Genomic DNA, 21,210 nt, shown 5'->3' on the forward strand with positions numbered 1-21,210 from the left:
GTGGCGCGGGCGATCCACCGCCAGGGGCCGCGGCGGGACAAACCCTTCCTCCCCGTCAACCCGGCCGCCATCTCGGAGACCCTGATGGAGTCGGAGCTGTTCGGCCACGAGAAGGGGGCCTTCACGGGCGCCCATCAGCGCAAGCTCGGGAAGTTCGAGCTGGCCCACGGCGGCACCCTCTTCCTCGACGAGATCGCATCGCTGAAGCCGGAGCTCCAGGCCAAGCTCCTGCGCGTGCTCCAGGAGCGGGAGATCGAGCGGGTGGGCGGCACCCGCAGCATCAGGATCGACGTCCGGATCATCGCGGCGACCAACGTCGACCTCAAGAAGGCCGTCAGCAGCCAGACGTTCCGGGACGACCTCTACTACCGGCTCAGCGTCGTGCCGATCACCGTCCCGCCGCTCCGCGAGCGGCGGGAACACAGTCCGCTCCTCGTGGACCACTTCATCCGGCGGTACGACCACGAGTTCAAGAAGCACATCGAGGGTGTGGCTCCCGACGCGCTGGCGGCACTCCAGGAATACCCGTGGCCGGGGAACGTGCGCGAGCTCCAAAACATCATCGAGCGGTCCGTCGCCCTCGTCGAGGGCCCCCTGGTCCAGCTGAAGGACCTCCCACTCGACCTGTTGCTTCCCGACCACCGGGCGCGCGCCCGCGAGGCCGAGGCGCTCCCGCTCAAGAAAGCGTGCGAGCAGTTCGAGCGCCAGATCGTCCTCCGCGTCCTCGAGCGCGCCCGCTGGAACCAGAGCGAAGCGGCCAGGCTCCTGGGTCTCCACCGCAACACCCTCAAGGTCAAGCTCGCGAAGTGGAAGGTCCGGTCCCCGCAGGGCGACCGCTAGGGTGCACAGCAGGCGCTGCAGGTTGGACAATTCTTTGTGCACCGGGATCAACCCGCGTCCACCAAAGCAGTTTCACTTGGATCGGGCCACCGGCTGGCTCAAGCCCTGTGCAGGGGCTCCGCTCGTTCTCACCTCGTTCGAAGCAGAAAACGTGTTGGATCACCGTGACTTAGCCCCGTCGCCAAAGGCCGGGCCTCGATGGCTCCGGAATTGCTCTCTCCTCCTCTCCCGAGGAACCCTCATGGGGAGGGTTCCAAAAAGGAACGTTTTTCACAATGAGGAGGGAGAGCGATGGCGAAGCTGTGGGCTGTCCTGCTGATCCTTGCGTCATTCCTGCTGGTTGCCCCCGTGATCGAGTCCGGGACGTCGGAGTCAACGCAGTTCTTCCAGGCGGTCGGCACCGCGGAGTCCGGAGGGTCGTAGTCCGAGGGGACTAGATGAACTTGTGTAGTCGCCGCGGTAACGTGGGACGGAGGGGGGGCCTCGGTCTCCCCTTCCGCTTTCTCATCGCCCTGCTTTGCCTGCTGAGCGCGGGGTGGACCCTGGCTTGGGCCCAGGAGCGAGGACAAGCCAGGGAGCGTCCCGCCAATGGCGGGGTCTACCGCCGACCTATCGGTCACGATCCCGCGACACTCGACCCGGCGCGAATTCGCGACATCTACGGGCTCTCAGTCTCGCAGCAGCTCTTCGACGGCCTTGTCCAGTTTGACCACACCCTGTCGATCACCCCTGCCCTCGCCCAGTTCTGGAAGGCCTCCCGCGACGGCCTCACCTGGACCTTCACGCTCAGAAAAGGCGTCAAGTTCCACCACGGGCGCGAGGTCACCGCCGAGGACGTCGTTTACTCTTACACGCGAATCCTGGACCCCAGGGTGAAATCGGGAGCGGCGGACCTCTTCAGCAACATCAAGGGGGCGCAGGAGTTCAGGGACGGCAGGGCGAAGGATGTCGCAGGCCTCATTGCCGTGGACCGATACACGGTCCAGGTGACCCTCAACGAGGCGTTCGCGCCGTTCGCGTCCGTGCTTGCGGTGGGCCACGCCAAAATCGTCCCCACAGACGTCGTGGAGCGCGAGGGCGAGGCCTTCGGGTCCCACCCCATCGGCACGGGCCCCTTCAAGTTTGTCCGCTGGGAGCGCGGGAAGGAGATCGTTCTGGCCGCAAACCATGAGTACTTCGACGGCCCCCCCAAACTCTCCCGTGTCGTCTATCGGATCTTCGCAGGGGACCAGTGGGACGCCGCCTATGAGGAGTTCCAGCGGGGGAACCTGGAGGACACCCCTATTCCCACGCGGGACTACCGGCGGATCGTCGCGGGCAGCAACCACCTTTACGTCAAGCGCCCGATGTTCAGCATCAGGCATCTGGGATTCAACACGCGGGTCAGGCCTTTGGACGACCGGCGGGTTCGCCAGGCGCTCATCTACGCGGTCGACCGGGAGGCGTTGATCCAAGAAGTGTCGCTGGGACGGTTCGCGGTGGCACGCGGCATTCTCCCTCCGGGCACTCAGGGGTTCAACCCAGCGCTCAAGGGGTACCCGTATGATCCGCAGCGGGCACGCGAACTGCTCGACCAGGCCGGATACCCCGGCGGGCGTGGTCTGCCCGCGATCCCTGTCTGGTCCAGCGTGAAGCGCGACGAGATCGTGCAGGAACTGGAGCAAATCAGGAAGTACTGGGAGAGAGTGGGCATCCAGGCTGAGATCCACTACCTCACCGACTGGCCGACGTATCTGAAGAATCTAGGTGAGAAGAAATTCCCCGTGTTCCTGCATGCCTGGTACGCCGACGTTCCAGACCCGGATAACTTTCTCTTCAAGCTGTTCCACTCCCGAAGCCCGCGCAACTTCTTCGCTTACGTGAACCCCGTGGTGGATGAGCTGCTGGTTCAGGCTCGGACCACGGGCGACCCCCAGCGGCGAGCGGATCTCTACCGGAAAGCAGAGCAGTTAACTCTTGACGACGCTCCCATCCTGCCGATCCTACATCACACGTACGAGCGGCTCTTCCAGCCGTACGTCAGGAGCGTCGAGGTGAACGGGCTCGGCGACCCCTACATCCCCTTGCGCAAGATCTGGCTCGAGGGTCGCCGGTGACGCCGCCATGAATCCCGTTCGGATCGGCCCCAGGTTCGTCTCGCTCCAGGCCAAGTTCCTCTGGGGGACGGTCCTCGTGCTCTTCCTGGTCATGGCCGTGGTCTTCGCCGTGGTGGAGCACCGCCAGCGCGCCGCCATCATCGAGGAGGTCGAGCGGCGGGGCGAGGTGATCGCGAGGAACCTGGCCGCCATTTCGACCGGATACTTGCTCCTGTATAACTTCACCGCGCTGGAGCAGAACGTCACCCGCGTCGCCTCGGAGGAGGACGTCGTCTACGCCACCATCCTGGACGCTGACGGGAAGGTCGCCGCGCACAGCCGCCACCCCGAGCTGGTCGGGCTCTCCCTCAAGGACAGCGCGGACGAAATGGCCGCTGAGACCGCCGAGCCGCTGGTCCAGGAGACCGTGCTCGCGGACACGGGCGAAGCAATTTACGACTTCGCCGTTCCGATCCACGTCGAGCGCCAGAAGTGGGGGACGGCTCGGGTCGGACTCTCCAAGCAGCGGATGCAGGCCCAGATCAGCCAGACCCGCTGGGAGCTGGGGGCGCTGACCGTGGTGATCCTGGCCCTCGGCGGCTTGGCGTCAGCCCTGGTCGCGCGCCGGATCGCGCGCCCCGTGCGCCAGTTGGCCGAGGGCGCGGCTGCCATTTCCCGCGGCGAACTGAACCAGCGGATCGAACCCCTCACGTCCGACGAGATCGGTCACCTCGCCATCGCGTTCAACCACATGGCCACCCAGCTCTTCCAGCAGCGGACCGCCCTCGAGGCAGCGCACGCGGAGCTGGGCCATCGCTTCGAAGAGCTGGTGGACCTGAAAAGCTACACGGACAGCGTGCTGAGCAGCATCACGAGCGGGATCATCACCCTGGACCTGGACGGGCGCGTCGTCACCCTCAACCCGGCCGCCGAGCTGATGACCGGGCTCTTCGCGGCCGAGGCCAGGGGACGCTACTGCACCGAAGTCCTCGCCGACACGCACGAGGTTGCTGAGATCCTGATGGAGACCCTCGCCAGCCGCATCGGGACGCCCACCACATCGCTGACGCTGACGCGGCGAAACGGGACCTCACTCCCCATCGAGATGAGCACGGCCCCGCTCAAGGGCATCGAGGGCAAGGACCTCGGCGTCGTCGGCGTGATCAGGGACCTCACCCCGGTCCGGGAGCTGGAGGACCAGCTCCGGCGCTCCGACCGGCTCGCCGCGCTTGGCACGCTGGCCGCCGGCCTCGCCCACGAGATCAAAAACCCCCTGGCCTCGCTCCGGACCTTCACCGGGCTCGTCTCGCGAAAGTTCGAAGACGAGCACTTCCGGCGGACGTTCGAGCGCGTCGTCCCGCGCGAGCTCGAGCGGATCAACGGAATCGTCGAGCAGCTCCTCCAGCTCACCCGGCCGGCGCAGCTCAGCTTCGGCCCGGTCCGGCTCCCGGCGCTCCTGAACCGGGCCCTGGACCTCTACGCCAACCAGATCGAGACGAAGCGGATCGCCGTCGAGCGGGAGTACGCCCGGGACCTCCCGCCCATCCAGGCCGACGAGGAGCACCTCTACCAGGCGCTCGTGAACCTGGTCGCCAACGCGCTCGACGCCATGGGCCCGGGAGGCAGGCTGAGGCTGCGCGCCGGCTGGAGCGAAGGGCGGGATCCGTCCCTGCCTGCCCGGCGGTGGGCCCTGAGCCGGCGGGCCAGGGTGGAGATCGAAGACACGGGCCGGGGCATCGCCGCCGCCGACGCCGATAAGGTGTTCACCCCGTTCTTCACGACGAAGGCAGGCGGCACGGGGCTCGGGCTCGCCCTCACCCACAAGATCATCGAGGACCACGGGGGAACCATCAGCTTTCGGAGCGCGCCGGGCGCGGGGACGACCTTCAGAATCCTGCTCCCGCTGACGCCGCCGAACCGGCTTCGGGAGACGAGCCGCGATGATTCCTAAGCTGGCGGACATCGTCGCGCTCACGCAGTCGCTCTCCGGAGAGCAGGAGCCGGAGGCCGTCGCAGCCACGGCTCTGGGCCGCGCCCTGTCGGTCCTGCAGGAGAGCGCGGGCCTCGCGTTCGTTCGAACGCACCTCGGCACGGTTCGGGTCGCGTCGCGGCACGGGCTCGGCGCTGAGAGCGAACCCATCACCCGGGCGCTGTGCGAGCCCCAGGGCCCCGTTGCGCGCGCCCTCGCCAACGGCCGGTGTCAGCTGGTGCCCGCGGATAACGGCTGGTTCACTTCGGCGGCGCATGCCCCGATGCCCCACGCGGAAGTCCGGTTCCTCGCGGTCGTCCCGTTCCTCGCCCTCGGTGAGTCCGTCGGCGGACTCCTCCTGTTCCTCCGCCAGGAGCCGGACAAGGTGGTGTGGGACGAGGTCCTCCCCTACATCGGCGCTACCACCGGGCTCGCCCTGGCTCAGATCCGGTTCAAGGAGACCGTGGCCCGACAGGGCCGCCTGGCGTCGCTCGGACGGGTCGCGGCCGGAGTCGCCCACGAGCTGCGAAACCCGCTCACGGTCCTGGGAGCCACGATGGACCTCCTGCAACTCGACCTCCAGCTCGGCATCGTGGCCCGGGCCAAGCTGGATCGGGCGCACAACGCCTTCAACCGGGTCGTCAGGCTCGTCGACGGGTTGTCGGGGTATTCGAAACCGACGAAGCGGATGCTCGAGCAGGTCCAGCTCTCGGAGCTGTTCTCGACGGTCGTCGACCTCCTGGGGTCGGAGGCCCGATCGCGCCACATCGAGATCTCGGTCAGCTGCACGCCCCGCGCGCTCGCCGTGAAAGGCGACCGGACCCAGCTCCTCGAAGTCCTGATCAACCTCGTGGAGAACGCCATCGACGCGATCGACCGGAACGGCGCCATCCATCTCAATGCCGACCTCTCCTCGGGTGAGGCCCGGATCTCGGTCCTCGACTCGGGGCCGGGAATTCCCGCGGACCTGGTCGATCAGATCTTTGACCCGTTCTTCACCACCAAGCCGAACGGTACGGGCCTGGGACTCGTGATCGTGCGCGAGATCCTCGAGCGACTCGGCGGGATGATTCGGGTCGCCACCGACCACAGCAAAGGGACCGAATTCGTCGTGACCCTTCCGCCCGCGTGAGGGCCTGCGACCAGCGCAACCCTTCCGCCGTCCGATCCGACACGCCGTGGACCCCCGCCAGCCTTGCACGCAACGGGTCGGAGTCTGCATACTTGACCCGAGGCCGGAAGGACCGCGGTGGCAACCGAGAGCTGGCGAACCGGAGGAGCGACCATGAAGACGATCGTCGTGCTGACCCTCACGCTGCTGGCTCTGGTCGCGGTCGGACCTGCGTGGGCCTTTCAGGGGGAGCTCGAGGCCTACTGGCGCTCGCTCAAGGACGTCTGTGATACCGGCGTGACGCCGGAGATGACGCGCCGCTACCAGGCGGCGGTCAAGGCCGCCGACACCGCCGGCTACGGCGGTGGGCGCGCTTCCAACTTCTGGGCACCCAAGAACCCGGAGACCGCCTACCTCGACTGCTTCCAGGCCGGCGGAGACCTGAGATGAAGAGAAGAACCGTCACCGGCCGCCTGCGAATTGTCGAGCCGGAACGGATTCGGATTCACGACTCCTCCGGCAAGAACGAGTGATGCGCCACCTCGTTTTTCTCCCACGAGCGGCCGGTGCCCAGAGTTTGTCCTCTGGGCGTCGCGCCGCCGCCCCTTACCGACTCGTGTTCGACCGGGGCTCGCTGCGCCTGGAAGCCCCGCGGCGCGCACTACCGGGCCTCGGCGCTGCTCTAGCAGAAACAGGCCTCGCTGTCAGGCTCATCCCTCTGAGCCGCACTACCCTGTCCGCGGGGAGGCAGCAATGCCCCTGGACAAGGCCCCCGGACAACCGTTCAATGCCCTCGTTGGGCGCGCAGACCGGCGAGGGCGTTCGTGTCTGAATCGCAGGTGCCAAAGCTGTTCCTCGTTGCAGCACCAACGAAGCTAGTACCCGGCTCCCTCGTATCCGATCAGGATGTGCTCCTTATACTTGTGGCCATGTTCGTCGATGACATCGACGGGGATCCTGAACGCCTTCCCCACCTGGTGATTTGCACCTCGGAAATACCACTGAAGGTATCTTGTCTCGTCTTTCTGAATTTGGTCTTCCCAGTCCTTCTCCAAACACATTTCCTTCCACGGGCCCTGGGTGCAAATTACCTCGCCAAGCCTGCACTCCGCTTTGGGGTCTCGCGCTATTTTCGCCATGACTTTCCACTCCTGTTCTCCCGTCATCGGGGCCAGCGTTGACCGACGATCTCGATTGCAGGTATCGAAGAAGACCTGCCGTGAGCGATGTGTACATCCCGGTCCCCGTCGCGCGACGTACCACCTCCCTTGTGTGAAAATGATCTCGCTTGAGCGCTGACCTCTGCCGCTGGGCCCAGTCCAGGTTGAACTGATTGAAAATGACATAGAAAATCCGATCCACGCTCTGGACGTTTACGGAAATTAGATCAGCAGGCTTGGGGTGGACGGTGCTTGGTTGAGCGCGGCGAGAGCCGCACGAACGCGGGGCCGCTCGTCAAGCGTTCCCAAACCGTCGAAGAGGGCCAGGGCGCGCTCGAGGAGGAGGCGCGCCGCGGCGGAATCGCCGCAGGCGCGGCGGAGCTCGGCCTGAGCGACGAGCGCTTTCGCCAGCTCGTTATGGGCACCGATCTCTTCGAGGATCTGCACGGCGGCGTCCAGATGACCGGCGGCGACAGCTGGGTCTTCCAGCGAGAGGCATTCGCCCAGGAGCCGGTAAGCTGCCCCGACCACGTGCCGGTAGCCAACCTCCCTGCTGGTCGCGAGGACCTCTTCAACTACATAGCGAGCTTGCGGCCGCTCCGCCTGGCGGAGGTATCCCTCGCTCAGCCATAGCCCACACACGCACCAGAGGTAGCGCAGGTGCGAACGGTCGAACCACGCCATCGCCTCTTTTAACTCGACCGTGCCGGCTGCCGTCTCCCCGGTCTTAACCAACCCATACCCATGGACCCCCTTGATCATTGCCACGTCGAGGGGGATGGGGGACAAGGCGAGGGCCTCCTCGCAACACCGGAGCCCGGCGCTCGAGTCGCCCCGCAGGATGTGCGTGAACCCCGTCCGCCACAACCCGACCACCTTGAGCCTGAGGTCGTTCAGCGTTCGCCCGTACTCCAGTGCCCGGCGGCAGTACTCCAGGCTTCGCGCCCACTCGCCGAGGGCGTTGGCAGCCGCACTCAGGATCCAGAGCGTACGGCACGCCCACCAGAGATTTCCACGCGCCTCGAAGGTGGCCAGCGCGCCCTCGCCAGCCTCCACTGCCCCTCTGAGATTGCCGGCGACCCCGTAAATCTGGGCCAGGCAGGACTCGGCCAACGCCCGGACTTCCTCGAAGCCACCCGCGTCAGCAATCGCCGAGGCCTCGCGGCAGTAGGCAATCGCCGTCTCGGGCTGGCTGCCGGTAAGGCTATGCAGGAAACCGGTCCAGTAGTACCAGGCCGCACGGCGCCGCGGGTCGGCGGACCTCTCCACGAGTTCCCGGATTCGCTGCAGAGCCTGGATGTGCTCGGCGTGCTCGCCCAGGGCAAACTTCACCTCCGCCTGCTTGATGACACCGTCTATCCGGCGGACCCGGTTTGCCTCGGTGTCGGACATTTTGTCGAGGCGCTTGAGCGCAGCGTCGAAGGAAGAGAGGGCTTCTGCGTTGGCCCAGCGGCGCTGGGCCTTCTCAGCAGCAAGGATGGCGTAGTCGACCGCCTTCTCATCCTCCCTGCTCTGCCCGAAATGGTGGGCCAGGAGCTCCACTACTTCATCGGTGCGCCCTGCATACAGCTCTTCGATAGCGAACCCCACGGCCCTGTGGTACTGGCGCCGCTCGCGCTCCAGCACACTGGCGTAGGCCACCTCCTGGGTGAGCGCGTGGCTGAAGACGTAGACCGGCTCCTCCACCCCGCTCTGTCGGTGAAGAAACTCCAGCCGGGTGAGCTCACGAAGATTCGGGTCGAGGTTCCCGGGGCCTTCCCACACGGCGGCCAGAAGACGTAATGGAAATTCTCGCCCGAGGACCGACGCAGCCTGCAGCAGGCGCTTGGGCTCTTCGGAGAGCTGGTCGATCCGGGCCAGGAGCACTTCCTCGACGGTGTCCGGTACCGGCAGGGTTCGCAAGTCACCTCCCGGCTCTCGGACGGTCCGAGCCAGCTCTTCAAGGAAGAAGGGATTGCCTCCAGCCTTAGCGACGATCATCTGTACAACGGAGTCGGTAATCTGATCCGGCCCGAGTAGTGAATACACAACGCCGAGGCTCTCTTCGGGCGCGAGGGGCTGAAGCGCGATCTGGGTCGCATAAGACTTCTCGATCCAGGGCGGTCGATACCCGGGACGGTAGGTCGAGACAAGCAGGATGCGCGCCCCAGCGATGACCTCCGCGAGCGAGGCGAAGTACTCTTCTGAGGTCTTATCAATCCAGTACAGATCCTCCACGACGATGATGAGCGGATTCTGCTGACTCCGTCGCACGCTCATTTCTCGTAGGACATTAAAGGTGCGCGCCTTGATGACCTCGGGCGTGAGTGCAGCCAACCGGTCGGTCCCGTCTTTGAGCCCCAGGAGGTAGAGGAGATAGGGCGCCTGCTCCGCCGGATGCATCCCCACCCTGTCGAGGGTCGCGAAGACTTTTTCTGTCATCGCCTCGGGGGGGTCCGTCTCAACCATCCCGCAGCTCATCCGAAGTATCTCGAGCACCGGGAAATAGGGAATGGCAGCCCCATACGAGAGGCAGTGTCCTTCGAGACAGGTGATCGGCTCGCCCGCGAGGCTCTGGCGGAACTCGAAGAGGAGCCGGGACTTGCCGATCCCCGCCTCGCCGACGATCCCGACCACCTGGCCTTGCCCCCTCACGGCAGACTCAAATCGGCTTCGGACCAACTCCAGCTCATGACGTCGCCCGACGAACCTCGCCATCCGTCCCATCAGGCCGAAGCGCGTTCGTTCCCGTCCCTCCAGCCGGTACGCTCGGCCTGGCTCGCGTTCCAGGATGCCTACCGGCCGGAGGTCAAAGCGCCGCTCCAGGAACGAGGAAGCGGCCTCGCTGACCAGGATCGTGTTCGGCTCTGCCCGCTGCATCAACTCCTCAAGAACCGCCCCAGCCTGACGCTTGGCTTCTAGGTCGATCTGGACCGCCCCACCCACCTGACTCACCAGGAACTGGCCCGTGTGGATCCCGATCTTGACCCCAGGCCGGCCCGGGTTGTCGCGCCGCGCACGCTCCGCGACCCTTTCGATCGCGGTTGCGGCGAGCGCCGCCCGCCGTGGCGCGTCCTCCACCGGCTCGAGCCCAAATACCGCCACCATCCCTGTCGGACTGAGATCCTCAACACGGCCACCGAAGCCCTGGGCCTTCTCCACGAGGACCTCGAGCGGCCGACTCGTATCCAACGCGGATATCTCCTCCCCCTGAGGCACGAGGACGGCGTGCAGTAGCGTGAGGCGCCGCCGCTCCCAGCGGATGCCGGCGGGGGCGGGGACTACGGACGCGGCAGCGGGTTTGACCTCGGGTGCCGGTGGCGCCGGTGTCTCGACCAGTCGAGGAGGCGATGGGGACATTCCCGGCCCGAGGCCGTACTTCTCGATCCGGTAGCGGAGGGTATTGCGCGAGATCCCCAGGAGCGCAGCGGCGCGGGTGATGTTCCAGCTGGTCTGCTGTAGGGCCTCGAGGAGGTGCTGCCGCTCCACGCTCCCCACCACGTCCTCGAGGGGGATCGCCTCCTCCACCCGGGTCCCCGGGCGCGGTCGCTCCGGGACCGCTTCCGGGAGTCCGAGCATCTCCGCGCCCACCACTGCCGCTTCCGAGAGCAACACCACCCGCTCCATCACGTTGGCGAGCTCCCGAACGTTCCCCGGCCACCGGTAGCCCAGGAGGGCCGCGCAGACCTCGGGGGCCAGAGTCTTCGGCGGCAGGCCGTAGTCCGCGCACGCCCGCGCCAGGAAATGCTCCGCGAGGGGCAGGATGTCCCGCCCGCGCTCCCGCAGCGGCGGTAGCCAGAGGGTTAGTACCGCGAGCCGGTGGTAGAGGTCCTCGCGGAAGCACCGCGCCCGGGTGGCCGTCGCTAGATCCTCGCTGGTCGCGGTGAGAATCCAGACATCCACCGGCTCGCTCCGCGTGCTCCCGAGCCGGCGCACGGCACGCTCCTCGATCACCTTGAGAAGCTTGGCCTGGAGCGCCTCGGGCAAGAGCCCCACCTCGTCCAAGAAGATCGTCCCGCGGTGAGCCACCTGAAAGAGCCCGGGCTTAGCCTGCCGGGCGTCAGTGAACGCCCCGCGCTCGAAGCCGAACAGCTCCGCCTCCAGCAGGGTCTCAGGGATAGCCGCGCAGTTGACGTCCACGAATGGCCCGGCGGCCCGGGGGCCGGCGCGGTGGATGGCCCGGGCGAGGAGGCCCTTGCCTGTCCCGGTCTCCCCTTGGATCAGGATGGGAGGAAAGCGGCGCAGCTCGGTGTCGCGCCGCAGTAACCGCCGGATCTTGTCCCGGGCGGCGACGATGCCCGGGCTCTCTCCGAGCAACTCGGCCAGGGCAGTCACAATGGCCACTATCTTACTTCCCCTTCTCCCGCGGCTCAAGGTTCCGCCACCGCCACAAAGGAGCAGCTGGTGGCCTCCCTACCTCCGTCCAGCCCTCCGGACCCTCGACAGACTGCTGGCGTTCGCATGATCTCGTTCGCGGCGTCTTTCTGCTGTGCGAGTCCTCTCGTTCCTCTTTGGTAAGGAACTTCACATTGAGCAGGCGATAGAGGGCCATCTCGTAGCTCACACCGAAGTGGTGAGCCGGGTGTGCCACGTCATAAACCTGGATGTCCTGTGAATGGGCTTCGGTCCTCTTCTGCCCCGTTACGGCCTCGGCCTCGTCATACACCTGAATTTTTTCGCTGGAGTCCCGGCGCCCTCATACCTCTTCACAAATCCATACTTTACTCCTGGCCGGTTGTCTCATGTAGCGCCAAATGAGAGGCCGGTATACCGGGCCTTGGGCAGCATCTTGGGCAGCATTCTCATTTCTTTCCCCGAGGCCTTCCGCCCACGGTCAGCCCGGGGGTCTGCGAGGCTACCGGGTCGAGAGGGGGCCGTTGCGCTTTTGTTGTCGTTTCGTTGCCGTTTCCACCGGCTGGCCATCCGGCAGGTGCGGCGCCCAGGCAATTACCTCGATTCCTCGGACCGACCCACCGACACGTACCGGGCCCCCCGCCCGCTTCCCACCGGCCGCAACAGCCCCATGCGGACCAGCGCCAGCAGCTGGCGGCGCGCGAACTCGTGGGAAATCCTGAACCGCCCCATGAGGTCGAGCCGACGCACTTCCCCGCGGCGTTCCGCGATTCCCAGGGCCTCCTCCTGATATTGAGTCAGTCCTGGCCCTCCGCTTAAGGGGGGCCTTGCGTGGGAAGCATCGGCAGCCCTCCGCGCAACGGGTCTCAGGTCCAGATCCCGCGGGGCGAGCCATCCCCTACCCTTGAAGATCATGGCCTGCTCAAGCACGGCCTCGAGTTCCCGGACGTTCCCAGGCCAGGTGTAGGACTCCAGTTTCCGCATCGCCGCATCGGTCAGCCCGTCCACCGCCAGACCGTACCGCTCGTCGAACCTCAGCCGGTAGTGCTCGACCAGGAGCGGGACGTCCTCACGGCGGGCCCGGAGCGGCGGCACCTCCAGGACGACCCGCCGGAGCCGGTAGTAGAAGTCCTCCCGGAAGCTGCCCTCGCGCGCGGCGACGTCCAGGTCCCGGTGAGTCGCGGCGATCAGGCGCACATCCACGCGCCTCGTGCTGGTGGATCCCACAGGACGGATCTCACCGTTGGCGAGGAAGCGGAGCAGCGCGACCTGGGCTTCTGGGGAAAGCTCGCCCACCTCGTCGAGGAAGACCGTCCCACCGTCGGCGGCGCCGAGGATGCCGGCCCGGCGCTCGACGGCACCGGTGAAGGCGCCGCGCTCGTGGCCAAAAAGCTCGCTCAGGAGCAGCTCCCGCGTGAGAGCGCCACAGTTCACGACCTCGAAGCGCAACCCGCTGCGAGGGCTCAGCCGATGGATGGCCGTGGCCACCAGCTCCTTGCCCGTGCCCGACTCCCCCTGTATCAAAACAGGGACATCCACAGGCGCGATCCGTTTGACTTGCCGGAAGAGCGCCCGCATCGCCGACGTGCGGCCGATCATCCCGCAGAACGACGGCAGCTCCGCCCTGGGCATCCAGGCCCGGCCCCCGCGCCGGCGCCGCCGCTCCCCCGGACAGGACGGCGCCCAGCCGCATGCGAGTCACCGCACTGGGGCTGGGCTCTGGATGCGAAGCCACCGGAGCGTGGCCGCGGGCCTCTGTGCCCCGAACGACTTCCATCTCATAGCCCGGCTGGTCGTGACCGTTCAATGTCCAATCTTTGAGACACGCTCACTTCCGGGGGCGCCGCCCGAACCGCGGCCGCCTGGGCGGCAGGCCGCGCAGGTAACGCAGGATAGCCTCCTTCCCGCGAAGCTCCGTGAAGGGAATCACCACCGGCTTGTCGCAGCCGCGGCACTTGATGACGATCGCGTTCGAGGTCACCTCGGCCAGCTTCTTCGTGCAGGGGCACCGCAGCTCCTGCGGCTTCTCCGCCCCGGACATCCGTCGCCTCCCCTGGGCTCCACACAAAAGCCCAGCGCCGCGGCAACGCCGCGCGTGCTGGGCTCCGGGTGAACGAGCCGCGGGGGACCCGGGCTCCGGATCGGTGTCCGACCACTGGCCTCTCGGTTGATGGGTTACTGCGGGACTGACGCTCGTCGGTCGCTCAGTTCGTCATCTGCGCCTCCTCTTCGGCTTGCGTCCTGCCCGGCGACCGGGTCGAGCCGAGGGAGATCCTGGCCCGGGATAGGGCTCCGACCGCTGGCCTCTAAGATCTCAAATCAACGACGTGGTAGTCACCGTAGTACGATAACTCCGGCTATAGTAACCAATGGTCGGGCGAGACTCCACACCCAGTTGGATCCGCCCCTAGCGCGGATCAAGACGATGGTACGGCTCAAACGTTTCCGCAGCCTGCTGGAAAAACACCGGCCGAAGTTCGGGGAGTGCCTTTCGCGCCTCCGCCGAGCCGAGCCCCTTTAAAGAATCAATCTCTCTCGGATCATCCAAGCGGAACCGCCCTTTGGGAACAACAGGGTTTATCCGTATTACGTTCGCTTTTCCCACGACAACTTGAGCAGTTCCGAGGGCTGATGAAGATTGCGCAGCCATCAGAACGTCGACCAACTTTGTCGCCCAGTAACCCAGACCCGATGGTAAAAACCGAGCCAAGCCAACGTCGAGGGGCGACGATGAACAACCTAAGCTCAACACCCGCAAATCCTCTCTCGGCCAGCCCAACACCCCAATCGCCTCCGCAACAGCGACTCCTACCGGGTTGTTTGCCCACATGCCACCGTCAACAAGCGGCGTTCCGGCAGCTGTCCGGTGAGTCGGGAAATACGTAGGCGCCGCGGTCGTGGCTAGCGCGACTTCTACCGCTCGCTCCCGATAGTCGTGCTCGAACCGAGGGGCATGCGAGGTCTTGAACAGGTGTACCTCACCTGTTTCCAGGTTCATCGACGGAATTACAAGGCGCGTGCGGCTTTCTCCCAATCTCCTTTCTCCGAAGTGGGTGGACAGCGCTTTTCGCAGCGCATCTTGGTTGTACTTGCTGTAACCAAGCCTCCTGAGCCCACGAATGAACCGGTTCCCACAAAACACCAGAGGCCCGTGTTCCTCGTAGAACCGTAGGATGTCCGATGCTGTTAGACCAAGACCCAATCCCAGCGCGATGATTCCGCCGGTCGACGTACCTACAATGAGATCGAAGAAGTCGACGATGGGTTTCCCGAGTGACGTCTCTACCACCGCAAGAAAAGCGGCCGGGCAAACGCCCTTGATGCCCCCGCCGTCGATCGATAGGATGCGCCTCACTCGCCGACCTGCTCAGGAAAAAAGTTCGGGCCGAGCAGGACACGCCAAAAGGTGATCGCCGCGCTCCTGTCCCTGGCTTCAGCCGCCAGTTTCGCCCATGCCGCCCACTTACACACCGCACCGTGAAAAGACAGCCACTCCCGGAGGGCCCATTCGGAAGCGGTAAAGATGTTACGCTCACCGCACGGAGTACGCACTCCAGCGAGGTACCAAACTACAGCCGGCCGATCACGGATGTACCAAAGGACCGCTGGAATATACTCCGCCGGCCCTCCGCTAAACACGTAGTGCGGTACAGAGAATAAGAGGCATTCCAGGTGAAATGACGCTGCTTGCAGACCCGAGTATGAACGCAAGTGTTTCAGAACCTTGATCATCGGTATGAAATTGTTTGAGGCCGGGGCGTTCTTTGCGCTCAAATGCGCCTGATGCAGGCGAGCATAGCCGTCCTCCCATTGCCTGCTCTCCGGGCGGCACAAGCGGAACGGTTCGCTCATCGGGTCGTTGTTCCCGGCTCGGTACACGACCGGAAGAATCTCAATTCTGATTCCAAGCTCAACCTTAATGCACATGCTCCTCGCGCCGTATCTTACCTTGTCCCGGTACCTCCTGTCCGCCAGCAGGGGCGCGGCAACCACTCTGAATATATCGTCCCGGCTCCAGCCCGGACCCGATCCGGGATGGCCCGGCTGCCAGAGGCAACACAGGGCGACAACGTCCACATCATTTATCGTGTAAATCGCCGTGTCCTGCCGGTACGAACCCTGCAGGAAGCACTGCGGAGCTAGGGGAGCGGCAAGTCCGGTCCGATCCTCGATCAGGCCAACAATTGTTTGATGCTCGCGGGAAGCCTGCTGGACGAACGTTGGACTCGGGTTAAGTCTTCGAAAGAAGGCTCGAAAGTTTTCGCTTAGGGCATGGTACGCCATAGGGGCGGCATGCCGTTACTCGTCCTCGCCCTTCGCCGCTGCCTCGCCGCCGCGCTGAACCCCGCTAGGGGGATGCTCGCCCCCGCCTTGCCATTCCCCGGTCAGCAGCCACGCCTCGTAGTACACAAGCCACTGGAGGAGCCACGGAATGATTGTTGTGGCAATCGTCATGTCCCGACGCCACTCGTCGTAGCGTGGGTGGAAGAGGCACGGACGGTCGTTGGAGTACGTGTGCGGGATCGGCTCGTCCGAGCGGCGGCGGCGCAGAGGCGGGTCCTCAACCCAGACCTTTGGCTTCTGTGTAGCACGGTATTCGATTCGTACCTGGTACTGGCTCGTGATCGGCAAGGGCTGAATCACTCCCCTGCATAAGAGCAGTCCGCTAGAAACGTTGCAGTCGAATCCAGGCCAGAAAATACGGACGCAGGCCAGCTGCTCATGGACGCCCAGTACGCGAGCCCGCCAGCGTTTAACTCCCATAGAACGTATTCTTCGGGATCGGCTTCGCCGAGCGCTCGCTGGTCGTGAGCCCGGCCGCGGTGAACCCGAGCGTTCCCGACTCACGTGCCCTCGTCATCTTCTCCACGTATTCCCTCATCACCCGCGAGCCGACCTGCTCCCCAAACATCGCGTTGAGCCGCCCACCGATATTGTCCAGGCCTCGCGCCGCCGCCAGTGCCTCCATTTCTTCCTGGAACGCGTAGACAAACTCGGTGAATCTCCGATATGTCTTATCGGTCCATGCTTCGCAAAAGCGCTCAGCGGGGTTTGTCGGGTTCACCAGGACGATCCGATCCGGGGATGCAGCCTCGACCGCCCCGACAATGCCCTTCAGAATTGCCAGGAGCGCGCGGGTAACAGAAAACTCGCCAGCGTAGAAGTGGCCCGCGAGAGTCGTCAGCACGATGGAGCGCGGCGCTTCATCCTCGCGCATAAACTTGACGTCCCGATGCCGCTTCATTAGCTGAACCGCACGCTTCAGCACAGCTTTTAAAACAGCGGGCGTGTTGGGTGGGAGAGGTTCTTGCATCGCTTCCTTGAGGATGACGGCCTGGGCACACCGCTCCTCGAACCAGTCCCTGTAGCCGAGCGGATTACTGGGCACCCAGGTTTCGAGCTTCCGGTCCGGAACCTCGATGCATGTCCCGCCGCGCACGCGGTCGGCTCGGGCAGGTAAGATGTCCAAGTGGAATTGCTTCGCGTAGTTCAGGCGAATGCAGCGCTTCAACCGTTCGATCTTGTCGGCATAGACCTTATGTTCTTTCAGGCGGCGATAGACCTGCTCATAGAGCGTCATCGGGCTCTCGCTGATCGGCTCGACCTGAAGGACCAGATCCAGGTCGAACTCCTCGTGCTCCCGTGGCTTGACGGTCGTCTGGAGAGCCATCGAGCCCTGCGGGTAGATGACTGGGTTCAGGCCGTCAAGAGGGCTGCCCGCGTCCGCCAACCACGTACCCACAGCAACGTATTTCTCCTCAGCGTCACGGTATTGCGCCGGACTGAGCTGAAGGGCAATGCACAACTCTTCCAACAACTGATCAAGCTGAGTTTTGGCGGACCCCGCGACGAACGTGCTCATAGTTCGGCCTCCCCCTGTGAACACCCTAGAGCCGCTTCAGCCCATGGGTGAGTAGGTGCTCTGCCACAGTCCGACATCCCGCGGTGCACTGCGGGTTCAGGAGCATGACTGCGCCGACCAGCAGGAACCACCACCCTAGACTCCCACCCGACTTCGCCATAATTTTCTCCTCCCGGGCTACTGGTGTGCCTGTACCCTTGCGCTCGCTGTCTCGTTACCGGCCTAGCTGATGTTGAACACGCGCCAAAGCCGGTACTCCCAACCCGTACGGGTCCCCTTCTCCAGGTTGCAGGACCAGCACGCCGTCACGAGGTTCGAGGGATTATCGGTACCACCCCGGCTGGTCGGAACTACGTGGTCCACGTGCAGGGTCAGGACATTTCCCCGATGCCCGCAGTACTGGCAGGTATACTTGTCGCGCCGGAAGATCGCGCGCTTCAGGTCCTCCCACCCCAATCCACGCGGCTGATCGTTAGCAAGAGCCCGCGAGGCAGCGACGGCAAGGAAGGCAAGGGCTCCAAGGCCGAGCACCGCCCCCCAGTTGACCGCCGGGGCCTGGAAGTACGGCCGGAGCTGGGGGTAGTCGTAGGCTCGCTGCCAGACGCCCCGCACCGGATCGTACAGCTGATCATCCGGGCGGAGAGAGCCTGCTCGGGCACGTTGTTGCCACTCGTGAAACGGGCGATAGACGAGCGGCAGAGGTTGCGCATTGAACCACGGGTTGGACCACAAGTTAGATCACTCCTCCCTTAGAAGGTCCTCAAACGGTCGCGGGTCCATCTCGAACCGGTGCTCGCGGAGCTGCTCCCGGAGCTCCTCAGCCTCGGGGATTGTGATCAGGCCGCACCTAATGGCCGCGACAAGCGCTCCTGGGGTATCCAGCAGGTACTGCTCGCCGAGGCGCTCAAAGAGTTCCCGCCGGAAGCGCCCCTTTTCATCCGCCGCGATTACCCACCGGCGCGAGACAGCCACCGCAAGACAGGCTGACTCCCCGTCCCCGAGAAACTTCCTGAACTCATCGTAGAGCAGGATTTCCTGCCGCTCCGTGATTTCCAGCTCGCTCACGATCCCGGCTGCGACGGCAGCCTGAAGCCGGGCCTGCTGGTCTGGATACTGGATCTCGGCTCTCACGTGATCAAGCACGTAGAACTTGAACTGGCGCAGACCAGCCAGGATGTCCATGTGGTCGACGGCCAGGAAATTGATGAGGAAGCTTGACTCCGTGACAACCAGTAACCGACCATCCGGATCCCTCTGCACTTCTCATGCCTTGGGGACGTATGCTGCCCGCCCTTTCCGGCCCTTCGAAGCTTCCCGCTCGACTGAATCAATCAAGGCCTGGAACTCGCCTGGCAGGACCTCCGCGAGGGCACAGAGCTCGCGCAGCTTGGCCCGACTAATGGCCTCCCGGCGAAAGGCCTCCAGCGCCAGGAGAACAAACTGATGGCGGAACGGCTTACGCTCGGCCGTCCTGGCATTCGGCTCCGGGCCCAGGAATCGCATGATCTCGTTGGCAGCGTCTTTCTGCTCTGCGAGCCCCTCTCGTTCCTCCTCGGTAAGGAACTTCAGGTTGAGCAGACGGTAGAGGGCCATCTCGTAGCTCACACCGAAGTGGTGAGCCAGGTGTGCCACGTCATAGACCTGAATGTCCTGTGAATGGGCTTCGGTTCTCTTCTGCCCCGTTACGGCCTCGGCTTCGTCATACACCTGAAGCTGGCTGCGGCTCGGCTCGCCTTTCCCGAGGCGACGGAGGAAGGCCCGCATGCCGCCCTCGGGCATCAGGAACGCGGCCGCGAAGGCGTTGGCACGTACTTCGAGCAGCTCTTCCCGGTTCTCGGCGCGGCTCACGACGCTCCCGCGATCCCGGTCCACCAGCGCGTGGCAGTACTCGTGAGCGCACGAGAACATCCGCCGCCGCGGATGATGGTCTTCGTTGACGAAGATGGAGGGGCCGTACTTGTCGTCGTGCAGGAATAACCCCGAGATGTTCTCTGGAAGGGACATTTCGATGAACCGAACCCCCTGCCGCTCCAGGAGCTCCGGCATGTCGCCGATCGGGTCATCACCGAGCTTCAGGCGGCCGCGCTCCAGTTCAGCGAGGCGCTCGCCTTGGCGGATTGCATCCCACCGCGTGCGCATTGCCGGCGTCCCGTACTCGACGCCATAGACGCGGTCCTGGTCGATCCCCAGGACGCTCTCCAGATTCGTGTATTCGCGGCACAGCTTGGCACACCCCGCGACCGCCTTGGCCCGCTCTCTATCTCCCGCAAGCTGAGGGTCCGCCCGAAAGAGGGCAGCGAGGGCGTCCCGCTTACTCTCGTCAAACTCATCAGCGAGTAACTCGCCGATCTCCCGGCGATAGATTTCGGCGAGGCGGGCAAGATGGAGGCTGCTTGGGGCTTTAATCCCTGCCTCAAACTGGGCCAGGGCTGGACGGGAAAGACCGATCTGCTGGGCGGCATCCTCCTGGGTAAGGCCAACCGCTTCCCTCGCCAGCTTCAACCGGCGACCCAACTCCTCCTTGCTGATGGGCAATTGGCTCACCCCCTTTCATTGGTAACATACTATGGCAGAATTCTGCTTGTCAAGTTACCCAGTCCCCCACGCCCAGCAGCGGCTCCGGTAGGGGCAGTCCTGGCAGTGCCAGCCCACGACCGGGTGGAAGACCCCGGCCTCGATGGCCCGGAGGACCTCCGAGACGAGCCGGAAGAGCCGGAGGTTGGCGGCCCGGTCGCGGCTGGTCCAGTACCGGTGAAGTTCGGGCTTCTTGGTCTTCGTGAGGACGTCGAACCGCAAGCGCAGGTCTTCCTGGTCGGCCAGGCCGTTCATGGCGGTGGCGTAGCTGTAGATCGAGAGCTGGAGCGAGGCCTCGACCTGAAGGTCGGTGTACTTCCGCGCCGCGGTCTTGATGTCCACCACGACGAGCTGGCCCTCGGGGCTCCGCTCCACGAGGTCGAGACTCCCGACGAGGGGCCGGTCCAGGACCTCGCCGGTCTCCTGGTCGATGAGCGGTACCTCGAAGGGGACCTCCACCCCCACCACCTCGGCGTTCGGCTCCTGCTCCCGGTAGAAGGCCTCCAGCATCCGGGCGGCGAGGGTCAGGAGGCTGTCCCTGGTCTCCTTCTCGGGGTAGCGGATCACCTTCTGCCCGTTCTCGAGCTGCCAGTACGCCTCGAAGTAGGCCGTGATGTCGTCGAGGCCCGGCGCCTGGCCCTTCTGCGCCTGCCGGTAGAAGTAGCCGACGGCGCCGTGGATCCCCGAGCCGAAGGCGAGGGCTGCCGGCACGAAGTCGGGCGGGATCCGGTCGATGTAGGCGAACCGGTACCGCAAGGGGCACCGGAGATAGGTGTCGAGCTGGGTGAAGCTCACGTGCGGCTGCTGGCGGATCTCTGGCGGAACCATGCTGGGCCTCCATGAAAGCAGCGAGGGGAGGAAGCACACGCCCCCTCCCCTTGCCAGTTTGAGAGTTTCAGAAAAACCTTCAGGCCGCGTTGCGCTTGAGGTTCGAGAGCTCCTTGATCAGGCGCGCGGCCTCGGCCTGGGTGAGCGCCTCGGGCTTCCGGTTGAACACCCGCAGGCTCATGGACTCGACCGCCGGGGCCTCAAGCCCCTTGGCCCGGGCCACCTTGGCGATGGCATCGAGCTGGCGGGGCGTGACGGCGCCGTTAGACGCAGCGCCCCTGGGCTCGGGCTTCGCCGGCGCGCTCGCGGCCTTCCCCGCGCCCTGGCGGAGCGGTTTCTCGGCGTAGAGGTGGAGCCCCACTCCCAGGAGGCTCGCGCACTTCTTGAGGTAGGGTAGGCCGCTGCCGAGTTACTCAGTGCTTGAGGCTGAGCACTTTTGCACCGGCCCCCCTCAGAAC

18 protein-coding genes are annotated in these 21,210 nt (G+C 65.0%); 5 read left to right on the plus strand and 13 right to left on the minus strand.

Annotated features, from left to right (window positions below; all coding sequences use genetic code 11):
• The 5 genes from HY726_23340 to HY726_23360 all read left to right on the plus strand — a co-directional run.
• On the plus strand, positions 1–840 hold an 840-nt coding region (locus HY726_23340; protein MBI4611935.1), incomplete at its 5' end, for a sigma-54-dependent Fis family transcriptional regulator.
• A 437-nt stretch (positions 841–1,277) separates the two neighbouring features.
• Positions 1,278–2,936: an ABC transporter substrate-binding protein gene (locus HY726_23345; GenBank protein ID MBI4611936.1), complete on the plus strand. Its 1,659-nt coding sequence runs from the start codon at positions 1,278–1,280 to the stop codon at positions 2,934–2,936.
• Positions 2,937–2,943: 7 nt separating this feature from the next.
• Complete coding sequence (locus tag HY726_23350; protein MBI4611937.1) at positions 2,944–4,866, plus strand: HAMP domain-containing protein; 1,923 nt, start codon at positions 2,944–2,946, stop codon at positions 4,864–4,866.
• Entirely contained in the window at positions 4,856–6,016 is a 1,161-nt protein-coding gene (locus HY726_23355) for a hypothetical protein (GenBank protein ID MBI4611938.1), read from the plus strand. Before HY726_23350 ends, HY726_23355 begins: the two co-directional genes overlap by 11 nt.
• Positions 6,017–6,169: 153 nt before the next feature.
• On the plus strand, positions 6,170–6,445 hold the full coding sequence (locus tag HY726_23360) for a hypothetical protein (GenBank protein MBI4611939.1): 276 nt from the start codon (positions 6,170–6,172) through the stop codon (positions 6,443–6,445).
• Positions 6,446–6,870: 425 nt separating this feature from the next.
• Here HY726_23360 and HY726_23365 read toward each other — a convergent pair whose 3' ends face one another.
• From HY726_23365 to HY726_23425, 13 genes are all read right to left on the minus strand, one after another.
• Positions 6,871–7,134 carry a hypothetical protein gene (locus tag HY726_23365; GenBank protein ID MBI4611940.1) on the minus strand — a complete coding sequence of 88 codons (264 nt, stop codon included), beginning with the start codon at positions 7,132–7,134 and terminating at the stop codon, positions 6,871–6,873.
• Positions 7,135–7,377: 243 nt separating this feature from the next.
• Positions 7,378–11,478 carry a sigma 54-interacting transcriptional regulator gene (locus HY726_23370; GenBank protein MBI4611941.1) on the minus strand — a complete coding sequence of 1,367 codons (4,101 nt, stop codon included), beginning with the start codon at positions 11,476–11,478 and terminating at the stop codon, positions 7,378–7,380.
• Positions 11,479–12,081: 603 nt separating this feature from the next.
• A complete protein-coding gene (locus tag HY726_23375; protein ID MBI4611942.1) occupies positions 12,082–13,119 on the minus strand; it encodes a sigma 54-interacting transcriptional regulator in 1,038 nt (345 codons plus the stop codon).
• Positions 13,120–13,315: 196 nt separating this feature from the next.
• Entirely contained in the window at positions 13,316–13,528 is a 213-nt protein-coding gene (locus HY726_23380) for a hypothetical protein (protein ID MBI4611943.1), read from the minus strand.
• Between the two features lie 366 nt (positions 13,529–13,894).
• Entirely contained in the window at positions 13,895–14,842 is a 948-nt protein-coding gene (locus HY726_23385) for a patatin-like phospholipase family protein (protein ID MBI4611944.1), read from the minus strand.
• On the minus strand, positions 14,839–15,771 hold the full coding sequence (locus tag HY726_23390) for a hypothetical protein (protein ID MBI4611945.1): 933 nt from the start codon (positions 15,769–15,771) through the stop codon (positions 14,839–14,841). Before HY726_23390 ends, HY726_23385 begins: the two co-directional genes overlap by 4 nt.
• Before the next feature lie 15 nt (positions 15,772–15,786).
• The gene (locus tag HY726_23395) at positions 15,787–16,131 is read right to left on the minus strand and encodes a hypothetical protein (protein ID MBI4611946.1); all 345 of its coding nucleotides are present in this window, start codon (positions 16,129–16,131) and stop codon (positions 15,787–15,789) included.
• Positions 16,132–16,240: 109 nt separating this feature from the next.
• A complete protein-coding gene (locus HY726_23400; protein MBI4611947.1) occupies positions 16,241–17,350 on the minus strand; it encodes a nucleotidyltransferase in 1,110 nt (369 codons plus the stop codon).
• Positions 17,351–17,572: 222 nt separating this feature from the next.
• Positions 17,573–17,974, minus strand: coding sequence for an HNH endonuclease (locus tag HY726_23405; protein MBI4611948.1), 402 nt, complete (start codon positions 17,972–17,974; stop codon positions 17,573–17,575).
• 114 nt (positions 17,975–18,088) lie between these two features.
• Positions 18,089–18,610 carry a hypothetical protein gene (locus HY726_23410; protein MBI4611949.1) on the minus strand — a complete coding sequence of 174 codons (522 nt, stop codon included), beginning with the start codon at positions 18,608–18,610 and terminating at the stop codon, positions 18,089–18,091.
• Positions 18,611–18,613: 3 nt separating this feature from the next.
• The gene (locus HY726_23415) at positions 18,614–19,885 is read right to left on the minus strand and encodes an ImmA/IrrE family metallo-endopeptidase (protein ID MBI4611950.1); all 1,272 of its coding nucleotides are present in this window, start codon (positions 19,883–19,885) and stop codon (positions 18,614–18,616) included.
• Positions 19,886–19,939: 54 nt separating this feature from the next.
• Entirely contained in the window at positions 19,940–20,752 is an 813-nt protein-coding gene (locus tag HY726_23420) for a PD-(D/E)XK nuclease family protein (GenBank protein MBI4611951.1), read from the minus strand.
• A gap of 79 nt (positions 20,753–20,831) precedes the next feature.
• Positions 20,832–21,113 carry a hypothetical protein gene (locus HY726_23425; protein MBI4611952.1) on the minus strand — a complete coding sequence of 94 codons (282 nt, stop codon included), beginning with the start codon at positions 21,111–21,113 and terminating at the stop codon, positions 20,832–20,834.
• Positions 21,114–21,210 lie beyond the last annotated feature (97 nt).

The sequence above is a fragment of the Candidatus Rokuibacteriota bacterium genome, from assembly GCA_016209385.1.
In the GTDB taxonomy this organism is placed as follows: domain Bacteria; phylum Methylomirabilota; class Methylomirabilia; order Rokubacteriales; family CSP1-6; genus JACQWB01.